18 protein-coding genes are annotated in these 13,733 nt (G+C 68.8%); 4 read left to right on the top strand and 14 right to left on the bottom strand.

Translation table 11 applies throughout. From position 1 onward, the window contains the following. Positions 1-14 precede the first annotated feature (14 nt). The 8 genes from ACFVWL_RS10835 to ACFVWL_RS10800 all read right to left on the bottom strand — a co-directional run bounded on the left by ACFVWL_RS10835 (position 15) and on the right by ACFVWL_RS10800 (position 5,840). Positions 15-878 carry a hypothetical protein gene (locus ACFVWL_RS10835; RefSeq protein ID WP_387182244.1) on the bottom strand — a complete coding sequence of 288 codons (864 nt, stop codon included), beginning with the start codon at positions 876-878 and terminating at the stop codon, positions 15-17. Continuing rightward, on the bottom strand, positions 875-1,120 hold the full coding sequence (locus tag ACFVWL_RS10830) for a hypothetical protein (protein ID WP_387182241.1): 246 nt from the start codon (positions 1,118-1,120) through the stop codon (positions 875-877). Before ACFVWL_RS10830 ends, ACFVWL_RS10835 begins: the two co-directional genes overlap by 4 nt. A gap of 112 nt (positions 1,121-1,232) precedes the next feature. Beyond that, positions 1,233-1,898, bottom strand: coding sequence for a GntR family transcriptional regulator (locus ACFVWL_RS10825; protein ID WP_387182238.1), 666 nt, complete (start codon positions 1,896-1,898; stop codon positions 1,233-1,235). Positions 1,899-2,013: 115 nt separating this feature from the next. Next, positions 2,014-2,655, bottom strand: coding sequence for an NADPH-dependent F420 reductase (locus tag ACFVWL_RS10820; protein WP_387182235.1), 642 nt, complete (start codon positions 2,653-2,655; stop codon positions 2,014-2,016). A 58-nt stretch (positions 2,656-2,713) separates the two neighbouring features. Then, the gene (locus tag ACFVWL_RS10815) at positions 2,714-3,661 is read right to left on the bottom strand and encodes a GNAT family N-acetyltransferase (protein ID WP_387182233.1); all 948 of its coding nucleotides are present in this window, start codon (positions 3,659-3,661) and stop codon (positions 2,714-2,716) included. Positions 3,662-3,677: 16 nt separating this feature from the next. Further along, complete coding sequence (gene sufU / locus ACFVWL_RS10810) at positions 3,678-4,112, bottom strand: Fe-S cluster assembly sulfur transfer protein SufU (protein ID WP_387182230.1); 435 nt, start codon at positions 4,110-4,112, stop codon at positions 3,678-3,680. Next, positions 4,109-5,416, bottom strand: coding sequence for an aminotransferase class V-fold PLP-dependent enzyme (locus ACFVWL_RS10805; protein ID WP_387182228.1), 1,308 nt, complete (start codon positions 5,414-5,416; stop codon positions 4,109-4,111). Before ACFVWL_RS10805 ends, sufU begins: the two co-directional genes overlap by 4 nt. A 43-nt stretch (positions 5,417-5,459) precedes the next feature. Next, positions 5,460-5,840 carry a winged helix-turn-helix transcriptional regulator gene (locus ACFVWL_RS10800; protein ID WP_387182225.1) on the bottom strand — a complete coding sequence of 127 codons (381 nt, stop codon included), beginning with the start codon at positions 5,838-5,840 and terminating at the stop codon, positions 5,460-5,462. Positions 5,841-5,929: 89 nt separating this feature from the next. On the opposite strand from ACFVWL_RS10800, the gene ACFVWL_RS10795 reads away from it, so the two are divergent. Continuing rightward, complete coding sequence (locus ACFVWL_RS10795) at positions 5,930-6,322, top strand: nuclear transport factor 2 family protein (protein WP_387182223.1); 393 nt, start codon at positions 5,930-5,932, stop codon at positions 6,320-6,322. A 92-nt stretch (positions 6,323-6,414) separates the two neighbouring features. Next, positions 6,415-7,062, top strand: coding sequence for a LysE family translocator (locus ACFVWL_RS10790; RefSeq protein ID WP_387182222.1), 648 nt, complete (start codon positions 6,415-6,417; stop codon positions 7,060-7,062). A gap of 35 nt (positions 7,063-7,097) precedes the next feature. Here ACFVWL_RS10790 and ACFVWL_RS10785 read toward each other — a convergent pair whose 3' ends face one another. The 6 genes from ACFVWL_RS10785 to ACFVWL_RS10760 all read right to left on the bottom strand — a co-directional run bounded on the left by ACFVWL_RS10785 (position 7,098) and on the right by ACFVWL_RS10760 (position 11,836). Continuing rightward, a complete protein-coding gene (locus tag ACFVWL_RS10785; protein ID WP_387182219.1) occupies positions 7,098-7,898 on the bottom strand; it encodes a DUF1206 domain-containing protein in 801 nt (266 codons plus the stop codon). A 62-nt stretch (positions 7,899-7,960) separates the two neighbouring features. Next, on the bottom strand, positions 7,961-8,596 hold the full coding sequence (locus ACFVWL_RS10780; RefSeq protein ID WP_387182217.1) for a GyrI-like domain-containing protein: 636 nt from the start codon (positions 8,594-8,596) through the stop codon (positions 7,961-7,963). 107 nt (positions 8,597-8,703) lie between these two features. Next, on the bottom strand, positions 8,704-9,570 hold the full coding sequence (locus ACFVWL_RS10775) for a GyrI-like domain-containing protein (protein ID WP_387182214.1): 867 nt from the start codon (positions 9,568-9,570) through the stop codon (positions 8,704-8,706). 93 nt (positions 9,571-9,663) lie between these two features. Next, a complete protein-coding gene (locus ACFVWL_RS10770) occupies positions 9,664-9,798 on the bottom strand; it encodes a methionine/alanine import family NSS transporter small subunit (RefSeq protein ID WP_387182211.1) in 135 nt (44 codons plus the stop codon). Beyond that, a complete protein-coding gene (locus tag ACFVWL_RS10765; RefSeq protein ID WP_387182209.1) occupies positions 9,795-11,414 on the bottom strand; it encodes a sodium-dependent transporter in 1,620 nt (539 codons plus the stop codon). The genes ACFVWL_RS10770 and ACFVWL_RS10765 overlap by 4 nt, the downstream gene beginning before the upstream one ends. A gap of 65 nt (positions 11,415-11,479) precedes the next feature. Further along, positions 11,480-11,836 carry a winged helix-turn-helix transcriptional regulator gene (locus ACFVWL_RS10760; protein ID WP_387182206.1) on the bottom strand — a complete coding sequence of 119 codons (357 nt, stop codon included), beginning with the start codon at positions 11,834-11,836 and terminating at the stop codon, positions 11,480-11,482. Positions 11,837-11,947: 111 nt separating this feature from the next. Here ACFVWL_RS10760 and ACFVWL_RS10755 point away from each other — a divergent pair, with 111 nt between their 5' ends. Together ACFVWL_RS10755 and ACFVWL_RS10750 are read left to right on the top strand one after the other, a co-directional pair. Next, positions 11,948-12,613, top strand: a complete 666-nt coding sequence (locus ACFVWL_RS10755) for an NADPH-dependent F420 reductase (protein ID WP_387182204.1) — start codon at positions 11,948-11,950, stop codon at positions 12,611-12,613. A 29-nt stretch (positions 12,614-12,642) separates the two neighbouring features. Continuing rightward, positions 12,643-13,680: an LLM class flavin-dependent oxidoreductase gene (locus ACFVWL_RS10750; RefSeq protein ID WP_387182203.1), complete on the top strand. Its 1,038-nt coding sequence runs from the start codon at positions 12,643-12,645 to the stop codon at positions 13,678-13,680. The last annotated feature ends 53 nt before the right edge of the window (positions 13,681-13,733 follow it).

The following is a 13,733-nucleotide window of genomic DNA, read 5'->3' as shown; positions in this document are numbered from 1 at the left end:
AGCGCGGCTCCCGCTCAGCCGACCGCGCCCACCCAGATGCCCGAGGCCCAGGCTTGCTGCTCGCCGTCGCAGCCGACCGATCCGGGATACCCCCGCACCACGGCCATGCAGTTCGCGAGGAACTCCGGGTCACCCCCGAACAGCGTTCCGTAGGCCCCGGACGATGTGAGCGATCCCCACACCCGGAACTGGTAGATATGCGCGAGCTCGTGCGCCATGGCCCAGTTCAGCCGACCGGCACTCCAGTTCGCGACGTCGGCGCGGTACTTGATGTATCCGTTGCTGTTGGCGCACGCCGGAGCGTTCCCGCCCGCACACGACGAGGACTCGTAGAGCCCGACGCCCCCGCCCCCGACGAGGTCGAGGGCCGCCCGCACCCGCGCGTAGCCGTCCGGGCCACTCGACGACCACGCCGGTCCGCCGGGGCCGGCGCTCTGCGCCGCCTGCCATGAGGCGACCTCGGTGCCGACCTTCTCGGTGAGCGCGTGGATCGTCGCCGTAGCCGCCGCGACGGTGTCGGGGTTCTCCTTCTCGGCGACGACCGTCTGCTGCGCCGACAGTGCGGCGGCGCGATGCGTGGCCGTGTCCACCCGGCCCTGCGCCCCTTCGAGCACCGCTGTCAGGGCGTGCACCTCCGCGAGGAAGGCCGGTCGCAGGGCGAGCACCGCGGCACGGTCGGCAGTGTCCTGCTCGGCGCGACCGACGGCGCCGTCGAGATAGTCGGTGCGCTGGCCGGCATCGTGGTGTTGCTCGTTCAACGCGGCGAGCTGCGCGACGGCGGCCGTTCTCTCCTGCTCGAGAGCGTCAGCTCTGCCGATCATCCCCGCGACGAGCAGGACCGAGGCCGCGAGAGTGACGGCCAGCAGGCGCCGGATCACTGCAGGAACCCCGTCGTGTCGGCGATCTCCGCGTCCTGCTCAGCGAGCTGGGAGCGGAGTGCGGTGAGCTTCTCGGCGAGCTCCCGGTTCTCTCCGCGGGACTCGTCGAGCGCGCGCTCGACCCGCACGATCTCCGCTTTGACCGCGGCGATCGACTCCTGACGCTCCTGATCGGCGATCGCGACGAGCGCGACCCCACCGAGAAGCAAGAGGCATCCGACCGCGACAGCAAGATTCCGCATCTCGCTCCCCAGGACAGCGCAACAGTTCCGGACCGACTCCGATCGCCCCAATATACAACCGGAGCCGCCTCTGCAGTCCCCCGGATGCGACGGGCGGCGCCCTCAGGGGAGCTCAGACCGTCAGATCGCTGTTCTCGGCGAGGCGCCGCTCGGCGGCGGACTGGCCGCTGGCGAGATGCGCCGGCACGATCCGACGCAGCGCTTCGATATCGCGCGCAGTCATCGCCTCGAGGATGATGCGGTGCTCATCCGCCATCGCGAGCAGATCGTCGTGCTGGCCGAACAGCCAACGCAGACGGGTGAGGAAGACCGCGATGAGCTCACCGAGCATCTCGTTCGCCGCGAGCTCGACGGCGACCTCGTGGAACTCCGCCGCGGCGATCCTGGCCGCCTCGGAGTCCTCCGCGCGGGCGGCCGCGAGCTCGCGCTCGTAGACCTCGCGGATGCGGGCGATACCGGCCTCATCGTGCCGCTCGGCGGCGAAGACGAAGATCAGCGTCTCGATGGCCTCGCGCACCTCGGCGAAGTCCTGGATGTCGCGGGGGGTGAACTCCCGCACGACCGCCCAGCTCCGCGGACGGGCGACGACGATCCCCTCAGCCACGAGAGTGCGGATGGCCTCGCGAACGGGAAGCCGGGACACGTTCAGTTCTGCGGCGATGTCGCGCTCGACCAGTCGGGCGCCCGGCTTGCGCCGTCCGAGGACGATGTCGTCACGAAGGATGCGCGTGACCCTCACCGACTCGAGTTCTCCGCCTGCTGCTATAGCCCCCGCCATCTGGGCATTCTCGCACTCCCGCCGGTGTTCCTCAACTTTTGGTATCCCAAGGCTCTGATCGGAAGCAGCCCCGACATGCGGGCGAGAGCGTCCTCCCCCTCGCCCGCATCCGGGCTCAGGGCAGGCGGTTCGCGATCGCGAGGTTCGCCGTCAGCTCCTCGGCGGTCTGCCGGACCACGTACGCCGGACGGTCGCGCTCGACCCTCCAGGACTCGCTGAGCGTACCCACGTTGACGGTGTCGAAGCCGGCCTCGTCGTAGAAGCGCGTCACGAAGGCGACGGCCTCTGCATCATCGCCGGCGGTGGCCAGCGCACGGCGGTCGGGGGTGCCGGCAGGTGTCCCGTCGGAGGTGATCTCCGACGCGAAGATGTGGTTGAACGCCTTCGCGATCTTCGAGGACGGGAGTGCGCGCTGCACCAGCTCCGACGTGGTCGTCTCCCCCTTGTCGAGAGCCTCGATATGCCCGTCCCGCTCGAAGTAGTAGTTGTTCGTGTCGAGGACGATCTTGCCGGCGAGCTGTTCGGCCGGAAGCTCGTCGATCGCACGGAGCGGCACCGTGACGACCGCGACGTCTGCGGCAGCGGCCGCGTCCTGCGCGGTGGCAGCGCGAGCCTTGGGGCCGAGCTCGGCGACCAGGTCGGCGAGCGTCTCCGGTCCACGGGAATTCGCGATCACCACGTCATAGCCGTTCGCGATCGCCACACGTGCGACCTGGCTGCCGATGTGTCCTGCACCGATGATTCCGAGAGTAGTCATGTTCGGCCCAACGCCTCCTGCGCGAGGCTATTCCCGTCGAGTCCCTCCGTGACCGGGCTCAGACATCGCGCAGCAGGGTCTCCTCGGTGCGGCGGTAGCCGAGTTGCTCGTACAGATCGACGGCCCCGGTGTTGAAGCCGAAGACGTGCAGGCCGACCGAGTCCGCTCCGAGCCTGCGGGCCTCTCGCTCGGCGGCGTGCATCAGCTCCCGTCCGTACCCCTTGCGGCGCTGATCCGCGGCCACCTCGATGTCGAGGATGAACGCCTGCGGGCGCCCGTCACGCCGGCGCATGCCGAACCAGAGGATGCCGACCTCGGTGCCGTCGACGGAGGCCGTGAAGAACTCCTGCCCCTCGGTGTCGAGGCCATCCGGAAGCTCCTCGACCATCTGGCGATGCGACTCGGCGACGGCTTCCTCGGCCGTGTAGCGACCCGACTCGACGAGGTCGTGCGCGAACCCTTCCTCGGACGCCGCGGCGAAACGGGGGAAGCGCTCCGCGGTCATCGGCGACACATCGACGTGCGGAGCGACGTCGCGCAGCGGAAGCGGTTCGAGCACCATCTGGATGGAGGCCATCTCGAAGCCGCCCCGTTCGGCGAACGCCCGTCCAGCCGTGTCGTGCGGGAACAGGTGCACACCGATCTGCGTGGCACCCATGTCCCGCGCGACGTGCAGCAGATTCGCGAGCAGATCGTCGTGCTGGGCATCGGTCAGCGTCGCCGCGAGGTCGAGGTCGAGGTCGAGGAGGAGCATCTTCTGCCCGCTCAGGACCAGCAGGAGCGTTCCGAGTTCGTCATCGGCGTTATCGGCGATGCGCACCACCCGCGCTGTCGAGGTCGCATGCCCCTCGGGGAACAGCTCGTCGAACACGTGCTCGACGTGGGCGACGGCATCCGCGCCGAGGCGACGACCGGACTCCCTGTCCGCGTCGATGAGGCGCTGTCGTGCGGCAGCCCTCCACTCGTCGAAGTGCGCAGCGGGCAGAGGTGTCAGGTGCAGGGACATGCGTCCATCCTGCACCTCAGCTGCGGGTGAGCGCGTCTTCCGCGGCGACCCAGGCGAGCATGGCGCACTTCACGCGCGCGACGTACTTCGACACCCCGCCGAGAGCTGCGGCGTCGCCGAGGAGCTCCTCGTCGGGCTCGATCTTGCCGCGGGAGCGCATGGCCTCGCGGAAGGCTGCGATGCGCACCTCGAGGTCTTCGACGCTGAGCCCTTCGGCGAGTTCCGCCAGCAGCGAGGCCGACGCCTGCGAGATCGCGCAGCCGTGGCCCTCCCAGGCGATCGCCTCGACGCTGCCGTCGGCGTCGCGGTGCACCTGCAGGGTGATCTCATCACCGCAGGTCGGGTTCAGCTGGTGCGATTGGGCCGGGATCTCGTCGCGCAGACCATAACCGTGCGGTGTGCGCGAGTGATCCAGGATCAGCTCCTGGTACAGGTTCTGCAGGTCGCTCATGCGCCCCTCCGGAAGAAGTCGATCGCTCCGGCGACGCCCTCGATCACGGCGTCCACCTCGGCGTCGGTGGTGTAGAGATAGGTGCTCGCCCTGGTCGACGAGGTCACGCCCAGGCGCCGGTGCAGCGGCTGGGCGCAGTGGTGGCCCACGCGCACCGCGATACCGAGGTCGTCGAGGAACTGGCCCACATCGTGCGAGTGGATGCCTTCGACGTCGAAGCTCGCCAGGCCGACACGGGGCAGGTCGATACCGGCGCCGAGCACACGCACCCCGTCGATCGTGCTCAGTCCGTCCACGAGACGACGACCGAAGGAGGCCTCGTGCGCGGCGATGCGCGGCATCCCCACCTCGGTCAGGTAGCCCACGGCTGCGGCGAGCGCGATCGCCTGCGACACGCGCTGCGTACCCGCCTCGAATCGCTGGGGCGGCGGAAGGTATTCAGCCTCGGTCGTGGTCACCGTCGTGATCATCGACCCGCCCGTCAGGAAGGGCGGCATGGCCGCCAGCACCTCGCGACGCCCGTAGAGGGCGCCGATGCCGGTGGGGCCGAGCATCTTGTGGCCGGAGAGCACGGCGAAGTCGACCCCGAGGGCGCGCACGTCGAGGGGCAGATGCGGCGCCGACTGGCAGGCGTCGAGCAGGGTCAGCGCACCGGCCTCGTGCGCGAGCGCGACCAGCTGGTCGACGGGGTTGACCACACCGAGCACGTTCGAGACGTGCGTGAACGCGACGATCTTCGTGCGCGCGGTGATCAGCTCGGCGGCGATGTCGAGCCGCAGGGCACCATCGTCGTCGAGGGGGATGACCTTCAGCGTCGCGCCGGTGCGCGCCGCGAGCTCCTGCCACGGGATGAGGTTCGCGTGGTGCTCCATCTCGGTGGTGACGATCTCGTCACCCTCACGGAGCCGGAAGCGCTCGGCGGCTGCTCCCCCACGCCCGAGCGATACGTTCGACAGCGAGTACGCGACGAGGTTGATCGCCTCGGTCGCGTTCGAGGTCCAGACGATCTCGTCGTCGGCGGCGCCCACGAACCGGGCGACGGCGGCGCGCGCGTCTTCGAACAGCTCGGTCGCCTCGGCGGCGAGGGTGTGCGCCCCGCGGTGCACGGCGGAGTTCATCGAGGTGGCGAAGTCGCGTTCGGCATCGAGCACCGCCGTCGGACGCTGCGACGTCGCCCCCGAGTCCAGGTACACGAGAGGATGCCCGTGCACCCGCGCACCCAGGATCGGGAAGTCCCCGCGGATGCGCCGCACCTCGGCCTCGTTCAAGGGGGCGATCACGTCGACACCGGGAGAAACGCTCATCGTTCCAGTTTCCCACCTGTCGGCGCGGGGTGGGCGCAGAAGGTCAGTGTCCGTCGAGCATCTTCGCGTCGGCGACCTCGTCGTAGCGGTCCTGCGCGTCGCGCACGTCTTCCACATGCGACTCCGCCCAGACCTGCAGCGCCTGGAGCGGCTCGTGCAGAGTTCGCCCGAGCGGGGTGAGCAGGTAGCGGGAATGACCGTCGTCGCTGACCGCGCGCTCCAGCATCCCATCGCGTTCGAGTGCGCGGAGAGTGTCGACGAGCACCTTCTTCGTGATCCCGTCCATCCGGTGGTGCAGTTCGCCGAAACGCAACGGCTGCTCGTGCAGGAGGACGACGATCATCGCGGTCCACTTGTTGGCGATGCGCGCGAGCGACGCGCGAGAGGGGCAGCTGGCGGAGAACACCGTCCATGTGCTCGACATGCGCCGCTCCTTCCCGGTGACGTTGAAGTAACCGCGCCCCGTCCGAGACGCTGGATGCTCCAGAGTACCGAGCATCGAGAAGGAGCATCATGTCGGCTATCGACGTCGTAGGACAGTACGGTGCGGCCATGGCCGCCGGAGACATGGAAGCGCTCGCCGCGACCTTCCACCCGCACGCCGTCTGGCACCAGCCCGGAGCGAACCAGGTGTCCGGAGACCATGTCGGACCGGACGCGATCCTCGCCCACCTCGGCCGGTTCATGCAGCTGAGCGGGGGCACGTTCGCCCTCGAGACCGAATCGGCGACCGAGAGCGGCGACCTCGTCTCGGCCACCGTGCGCTTCCGTGCGCAGCGCGAGGGTCAGGAAGACCTCGACCAGCACGGCGTCGACGTCTTCCGCGTCGCCGACGGCCGCATCGTCGAGGTGTGGCTGATGAGCGAGGACCAGGAGGCGGAGGACCGCTTCTGGGGCACGGTCTGATCGAGCGGCTCCGGACGGAGCAGGGTCTGACGGAGAGACGCCGGGCGATCGAGATCTCGACCGCCCGGCGTCTGCACCCCTAGGCTCGTCCCATGATCGCCCAGGAGACGCTGCTCACCTTCGCCGTCGCGGCGTTCGTGATGGTCGCGATCCCCGGCCCGACCGTGCTGTTCACGATCGGGCGGGCCATGGCGCTCGGCCGGATGGGCGGGTTCCTCAGCATCCTGGGCACGGCCATCGGATCGATAGTCCTCGTCATGGCGGTCGCGCTCGGCGTCGGCACCGTGATCGCACAGTCGATCGTGTTGTTCATGATCGTCAAGGTGCTCGGTGCCGGCTACCTGATCTTCCTCGGCATCCAGGCCATCCGGCACCGGAAGGGCGCGGCGAGAACGATGGCGACGGCGCCGGCGAAGCGCTCGGGGTGGCGGCTGCTGACCGAGGGCTTCGTCGTCGGCATCACCAACCCGAAGTCCATCGCGTTCTTCCTCGCGATCCTGCCGCAGTTCGTCGACCTGGAGTCGGGCTCCGTCCCCGCGCAGCTCTTCCTGCTCGGGGCGATCGTCGTCACCATCGGTGTGACCTGTGACGCGGTATGGGTGCTCCTCGCAAGCGCCGCCCGCGACTGGTTCGGCCGCTCCCCTCGACGCATCGAGGCGATGGGGGCCACCGGCGGCGGACTGATGATCGCTCTCGGAGCATTCCTGCTGGTGTGGGGCGAGAAGCCCGCGACCGCCTGAGCTCCCCGTAGGAGACGTGGTCACGTGCGCCGTGGTCACATGCGCGCGAAGCGGGCCCGAGCGATGCAGAAGACGCCGTAGACCGCGAAGCCCGCGCCGACCACGCCGAGGACGAGTCCGCCGAGGGGCAGGTCGAGAAGGCTGTGCAGAGCAGCATCGAGCCCCGCACCTTTGTCGGGATCCTGGGTGACCGCGGCGACGACGAACAGCACCCCGGTCACGGCCACCGCGATGCCCTTGCCGAAGTAGCCGATGACGCCCAGCGTCACGATGCCTCCGCGCGCGGCCCCCGACGGCAGATCGAGCAGCTTCTCGAAGCCGCGGGTGAAACCGCCCACGACGAAGCCCACCCCCACACCGACCACGGAGAGGCCGACGACGACGAGCAGAGCGACTCCTCCCGGGGCCGAGAGCAGAACTGCGCTCAGGGTCTTCGAGGCCGTCTCCGAGTCGGCGTTACCGCCCACCGCGTAGATGAGCGCCATGCCCGCGACCACGAGGTATGCGAGGGCGATGCCGAAGAGCTTGACCCGCTGGCCCCACTTCTTCGTCTCTGCGGGGTCGGCGGCGAGGAATGCGCTCGCGATCTGCCACACCGCCAGGGCGATCAGGCCGGTGGCGACGAGCACGAGCAGCAAGCCTCCGACCGGGTTCTGACGGATCTGCTCCATCGCGCCGTCCTGGTCCGCGTCGCCCGAGGCACCGGCGGCGATGGAGATCGCGATGGCACCGATGATGACGTGGATCAGGCCGAGGACGACGAAACCGACACGGGCGATCCGGCGAAACGCGGACGACCCTTTGGCGACGCGCGCCGCGTGCTTGACCGTGCTCATCGTTGAAGCGTATCCGCCGCCCCGGAAGCCGCAGAGGGGCTTGATTTCCCGGTCTCCACCGTTCAGGCGCTCGACGCCACCGGCTGCCGGAGGATGGTGCGCAGCTTCGATGGATCGGTGCGACGCAGATCGCTCAGGTAGATCTCGTGATGGAGTCCCCGCATCCGCAGTCCGTTCTCGGGGATGAAGCGGTGGTGCAGATCGTCGAGCACCGGGCCCTCGTCGTCGAACGGCCCCACGTGCAGGGTCTGCACGCACGTGCCCTCCTCGAGCGTCTCGAGCCGTACGGAATCCAGTGCGGCGATCGGTTCCTTCTTCTTCGCGGCTTTCTGCGCCACGGATTCCGCCGCTGCCGCGAACATCGCCTCGGTGATGTGGTCGCCGACCATGATCATCATCGTCCACATCCAGGCCGACTTGTCTCGTCGCGAGGTGAACGACTCCATGTCGGGCGCATGCCAGAGCCCTTCGAGCGGCATCACCACGGTGTCGATGCCGAGGTCGTTCCGGCTCGCGAACTTCAGTGCGTAGGCCAGAGGGAACAGTGCCGACACGGCGTCCCGATAGGCGGGAGAGGTGTTCGGGTCTCCCGCGCCGTCGATCATGAGGTACTGCAGGGGCGGCACCTCGACGATGCGGAACTCTCCCCGCTTCGCGCGATAGGCGTCGAGTGTCTTCTTGGGGTCGATCGCCGCCATGACGTGTGCCTCCCTGGATCGTGCGCCCAGTGTCGCACAGGGGTCGGACACCCCACCTCGGGCCGGGGGCGGGCAGTGCATCCCGCACCGCCCGCCCCGGTCCGGCTTCAGGCCCGCTCGACCGGAAGCCAGAGCTCACACGATGCGAAGTCACCGGTGAACTCGAGGTAGCGCACGATCGAGGGGCCGGGCCGCAGCCTCCAGGGGTTCGACGGGAACCACTCCGTCGCCGTGGCCGCCCACAGGTTCTGCAGCGTCTCAGGGAAGGGACCACGGGCGGCGAAGACCGCCCAGGAGCCGCCTTCGAGCCGAAGCGCGTCGAGATCGTCTGGAATCGGCGTGGTGCGCTGCAGCGCCACGCCGTGCAGATACGTGAGCAGCGCGCCCTCCGGGGCGTCCGCTTCGATATCGGCCGTGACGGCCAGGGTCCCCGACGGCTCGGCATCGGCGAGAGCTTTGAGGCGCGCATGCTCCTCGGGCGGGATCGCAGCGATGTGCGCCTGGATGTGCGGGTTGACACCCTCGTGGATCAGCGGGACCTCTGCGGCATGGCCGACGAGGACGAGCGCGGGCTGGTGGGTGATGGTGACGTCCATGGGGATGCTCCCTTCGACGCTCAGGCGGAACCGGAGCGTGGGTTGTGTACGGAGAGGACCCCCTTCACGGCGTGCATCGGCCGGGCCGATGCCGTGCACCGCTCGGAACGCGCGACCGAATGCCTCGACCGAGCCGTAGCCGTGGCGCACGGCCACATCGAGCAGGCTCGAGGCGCCGGCCGCGAGCTCCGTCCCGGCATGCGTCATCCGGCGACGACGCACGTATTCCGAGAGCGGCATCCCCGCCAGCGCCGAGAACATCCGGCGCAGGTGGTACTCGGTACTGCCGTGCTCACGCGCGAACGCGGCGACGTCGATCTCCTCGTCGGTGCCGGCGGCCTCGACCAGGTCGACCAGGGCGTTGAGCGTGCCGATCATGGGGTCCTCCTTTCCCCATCAGCCTCATCGTTTCCTGGTGCACGGACCCGACTTCTGCGGTCCGATGCGATCGGCTCGCCCTTCAGCGCGCGGTCAGAGTTCGATGGGAGGAGCGGGCTCGGACTCCGATTCCTCGGGATGACGGGCCAAGTTCACGATCCCCGCGATCAGGCCGCCCCAGACCGTGACCATGGCGATGATCATCATGACGATCGCGATCGGAGTCATGCGCCCGCTCCCTTCGTCGTGTCGACCGCCGGGAACGTCGAGGTCTCGGCATCCGGCTCATAGTGCTCCTCAGAGAGGAACTCGTCGTACTCGGGGTCATCTTTCGCGTGGGAGCGCGTGCTCCACGGCAGCGCCGACAGGACCAGGGCCAGCACGACGAGGGCGACGACCAGCCCCCAGCCGAAGATCGCGAGGAACCAGGCGGGGTAGCCGCTGTAGGGCTCGGAGGTCTTCGCGATGAGCTCGCTGATGAAGAGATACCCGAGCACGACCGGTGCGAGGACGCCCACGAGCACCTTCCAGAGGGTCCCCACCCGGAAGCTCGAACGCCGGTTCAGGTGCTCCACCAGCACCGGCAGCTTGTGCAGCAGCCAGGCCACGATGATCACCGCCACCAGCGCGACCGCCATGATGCCGAAGGAGTTGACGAACGCGTCGACGGTGTCGAGCACCGACAAGGCTGTGGTCGTCGAGAACAGGGCCATCGAGACGATCGCCAGCGGGATCGCGACCGTGAGCGTCGTGCGCACGCGCGCCCAGCCCAGCTTGTCCTGCAGGGCGGCAACGATCACTTCGAGGATCGAGATCAGCGAGGTGACACCGGCGAACACCAGCGCTCCGAAGAACAGCACCCCGATGATCGACCCGCCCGTCGCCTGCGAGACGATCGTCGGGAACGCCACGAAGGCCAATCCGATGCCCGACGTCGCCACCCCCGCGACCTCGGTGCCCTGTGCCTGGGCCATGAAGCCGAGAGCCGCGAAGACCCCGATACCCGCGAGGATCTCGAAGCCCGAGTTCGCGAACGCGACGACGAGACCCGAACCCGTGAGGTCGGTCTTGCGCTTGAGGTACGAGGAGTAGGTCACCATGATGCCGAAGGCGACCGAGAGCGAGAAGAAGATGTGTCCGTACGCCGAGGCCCAGACCCCGGGGTCTGCCAGCGCCTCCCAGTTCGGGGCGAAGAAGGCGTCGAGACCGTCCATCGCACCGGGCAGGAACAGAGACTGCACGACCAGGATCGCGAACATCACCGTGAGCAGCGGCATCAGGATCATGTTCGCGCGGCCGATGCCCCGCTTGACGCCCAGCGCCATGATCACGATCACGATCAGCCAGACCACGACGAGCGGGATGCCCACCTGCGGCACGAACTGGGTCGAGACGCCGACCTCGGCGACGTCCTGGGACTGGAGGAAGTCACCGGCGAAGAAGGCGTCTTCGTTGCCCGCGCCCCAGGTGAGCTGGGCCGAGAACCACGTGTACATGGCCGCCCACGCGATGATCACCGCGTAGTAGACGGCGATGACGACGCAGATGAGCACCTGCCACCAGCCGAGGGGCTCCGCCGCGCGGTGCATACGACGGAATGCCAGCGGCGCCGAGCCGCGGTACCGGTGGCCGATCGCGTAATCGAAGAACAGCAGCGGGATGCCGGCCGTGAGCAGAGCGCACAGGTACGGGATCAGGAACGCACCGCCACCGCCCTCATAGGCGACGTAGGGGAACCGCCAGATGTTCCCGAGGCCGACCGCGGATCCGATCGCCGAGAGGATGAACACGTTGCGCGAGCCGAAGGCCTCGCGTTTGTGGGTCTGCGTCGCTGCGGTGGCCATGCGGGCGAGACTACCCGAGGGCCGGCGCGAACGCCGCGCACCTCGTCGGGATCTGACGACTCCGGCTAGCGGGAGACCGCCGCGGCCGCCGTGCGCTCGTCGTGGGCCCGGCTCCAGTTCACCAGCGGATGCAGCAGGGAGATCAGGCGTTGCCCCGACTCGGTGAGCGCGTAGCTGATGGTCACCGGGGTGGTCGGCTGCACGTCGCGCACGACGAGGCCCTCTCGCTCGAGTTCCTTGAGTCGCGCCGAGAGCAGCCGGTCGGAGATCCCGTCGATGAGGGCGTGGTACTCCGAGAACCGACGCGCGCCGCGGGCTCCGGCGAACAGGATCGCCGCGTTCCACTTGCGCCCGGCGAGTTCTGCCGATGCCTGGAACCGACGGCACTCCTCCTCGTCGATGTGGACGATCTCATCACGCATGAGGCTCCTAACCTTTCGTAAGCAGCTTACCGCCTGTTCGCATGAGGAGGGCGATCCTCGGAAGCTGGACTCAGACGCACGAGCGTCGACGCGAGCAGGAAGGCAGCCACCGTGGACAGGATCGGCATACTCGGAGCAGGCAGGGTAGGGACCGCGATCGCGCGCTCGGCGATCGCGGCCGGATACGACGTCGCCATCGCGGCTTCCGGCGCTGCGGCAGACATCGAGTTGCTCGTCGAAGTCGTGGCCCCCGGCGCGAAAGCCATGTCGGCATCGGACGCGGCCGCACACGGCGAAGTCGTCGTCGTCGCGGTGCCGTTGCACAAGTTCCGCTCCATCCCGCCGACCCTCCTCGACGGCAAGGTCGTCGTCGACACGATGAACCACTGGGAACCGACCGACGGGCACCTCGACGACGTCGCCGGCAGCCCGCAGGGAAGCAGCACCATCGTGCAGGAGCACTTCGCCGGCGCTCGCGTGGTGAAGACGCTGAACCACATCGGCTATCACTTCCTCGAGGTCGACGCCCGAGCCGAAGGCCACCCCGAGCGCCGCGCCCTCGGCATCGCCGGCGACGACGAACAGGCTGTGCAGACCGTCGCCGAGATGATCGACCGACTCGGCTTCGACCCCGTCGTCACGGGCGCACTCCACACGGGAACGGCGTTCCAGCCGGGGACCCCGATCTTCGGCGGACACCACGACGCCGATGCGCTCGGAGCCGAGGCCGCCCGACACCTCGACACCACATCCCTCACCGGCGCGACTCGCGCTTGACACCTCGACCAGACCCCGAAGGAGTTCCCATGCAGATCGGCGCCTACAGTTTCGGCGATACCCCCCTGAACGATGACGGCACCCCGCGCTCGACCGCGGAAGCCATCCGGAACCTGCACGAGGCGATCGTGCACTCCGATGCGGTCGGCCTCGATTACTTCGCGATCGGCGAGCACCACACCGTCAGCATGCCGGCCTCCTCCCCCGGCACGGTCATCGCCGCTGCAGCCGCGGCGACGAAGCGGATCGTCCTCGGGAGCGGTGCGAGCATCATCGGCACCGACGATCCGGTGCGCGTGTTCCAGCAGTTCGCGATCGCGGACGCCGTCTCCGGAGGCGGTCGTGTCGAGATCACCGCGGGGCGCGGGTCGTCCGTCGAGACGTTCCCCCTGTTCGGGTACGACCTCCGCGACTACGACGACCTCTACGCCCAGAAGCTCGATCTGCTGATGACTATCAACGAGAGCACCACGGAGGGGGTCACGTGGGCCGGCACCGTACGTCCCACGCTCGACGATCTCGCCGTCGTCCCGCGCCCGGTGCACGGCAAGCTGCCGATCTGGCTCGCGACCGGGGGGAACGCGTCATCCTCCGTCCGCGCCGGACGCCTGGGCCTGCCGATCGCGTACGGCATCATCGGCGGCGAGCCGCACCGGTTCGCGCCCCTCGCCGACCTCTACCGCCGCTCGGCCGCGCAGGCGGGTCACACCGGCGACGACGTGAAGGTGTCGGTCGGCGCTCTCGGGCTGATCGCTCCCACCAAGAAGGAGGCGATGGAGCGCTTCTACCCCGGGTGGCACAACCTGAACGTCGAGATGGGCCGACTCCGCGGATGGGCGCCACCTCAGCGGCGAGCCTTCGAGGCGCAGGCCCAGCCCGGCGGTGCCTTCTACGTGGGCGACCCCGACGAGATCGCGAACCGTATCGTGCACCTGCAGCAGCACATGGGGCACATGCGCCACTTCCTCCAGATGGACATCGGTGGCCTCCCCCAGGAGCACTTCCTCGAGTCGCTCACCCTGCTCGCGACCGAGGTCGCGCCACGTGTGGAGCGGCTGTTGGCCTGAGTTCCCGCCGCAATGGGATCCAGCCGGACCGGAGCCCATCCATACGCAGAAAA

Origin of the sequence: Microbacterium sp. NPDC058269 (assembly GCF_042881445.1) — a bacterium.
GTDB lineage: Bacteria > Actinomycetota > Actinomycetes > Actinomycetales > Microbacteriaceae > Microbacterium.
The sequence above is the reverse complement of the archived record's forward strand: the minus strand, read 5'-3'. Positions and strand labels throughout refer to the sequence as shown.

Excerpts from the sequence above, each read along its gene's own strand:
- ACFVWL_RS10830 (WP_387182241.1), bottom strand. The coding sequence starts at position 1,120 with ATGCGGAATCTTGCTGTCGCGGTCGGATGCCTCTTGCTTCTCGGTGGG.
- ACFVWL_RS10825 (WP_387182238.1), bottom strand. The coding sequence starts at position 1,898 with ATGGCGGGGGCTATAGCAGCAGGCGGAGAACTCGAGTCGGTGAGGGTC.
- ACFVWL_RS10820 (WP_387182235.1), bottom strand. The coding sequence starts at position 2,655 with ATGACTACTCTCGGAATCATCGGTGCAGGACACATCGGCAGCCAGGTC.
- ACFVWL_RS10815 (WP_387182233.1), bottom strand. The coding sequence starts at position 3,661 with ATGTCCCTGCACCTGACACCTCTGCCCGCTGCGCACTTCGACGAGTGG.
- sufU (WP_387182230.1), bottom strand. The coding sequence starts at position 4,112 with ATGAGCGACCTGCAGAACCTGTACCAGGAGCTGATCCTGGATCACTCG.
- ACFVWL_RS10805 (WP_387182228.1), bottom strand. The coding sequence starts at position 5,416 with ATGAGCGTTTCTCCCGGTGTCGACGTGATCGCCCCCTTGAACGAGGCC.
- ACFVWL_RS10800 (WP_387182225.1), bottom strand. The coding sequence starts at position 5,840 with ATGTCGAGCACATGGACGGTGTTCTCCGCCAGCTGCCCCTCTCGCGCG.
- ACFVWL_RS10795 (WP_387182223.1), top strand. The coding sequence starts at position 5,930 with ATGTCGGCTATCGACGTCGTAGGACAGTACGGTGCGGCCATGGCCGCC.
- ACFVWL_RS10790 (WP_387182222.1), top strand. The coding sequence starts at position 6,415 with ATGATCGCCCAGGAGACGCTGCTCACCTTCGCCGTCGCGGCGTTCGTG.
- ACFVWL_RS10785 (WP_387182219.1), bottom strand. The coding sequence starts at position 7,898 with ATGAGCACGGTCAAGCACGCGGCGCGCGTCGCCAAAGGGTCGTCCGCG.
- ACFVWL_RS10780 (WP_387182217.1), bottom strand. The coding sequence starts at position 8,596 with ATGGCGGCGATCGACCCCAAGAAGACACTCGACGCCTATCGCGCGAAG.
- ACFVWL_RS10775 (WP_387182214.1), bottom strand. The coding sequence starts at position 9,570 with ATGATCGGCACGCTCAACGCCCTGGTCGACCTGGTCGAGGCCGCCGGC.
- ACFVWL_RS10770 (WP_387182211.1), bottom strand. The coding sequence starts at position 9,798 with ATGACTCCGATCGCGATCGTCATGATGATCATCGCCATGGTCACGGTC.
- ACFVWL_RS10765 (WP_387182209.1), bottom strand. The coding sequence starts at position 11,414 with ATGGCCACCGCAGCGACGCAGACCCACAAACGCGAGGCCTTCGGCTCG.
- ACFVWL_RS10760 (WP_387182206.1), bottom strand. The coding sequence starts at position 11,836 with ATGCGTGATGAGATCGTCCACATCGACGAGGAGGAGTGCCGTCGGTTC.
- ACFVWL_RS10750 (WP_387182203.1), top strand. The coding sequence starts at position 12,643 with ATGCAGATCGGCGCCTACAGTTTCGGCGATACCCCCCTGAACGATGAC.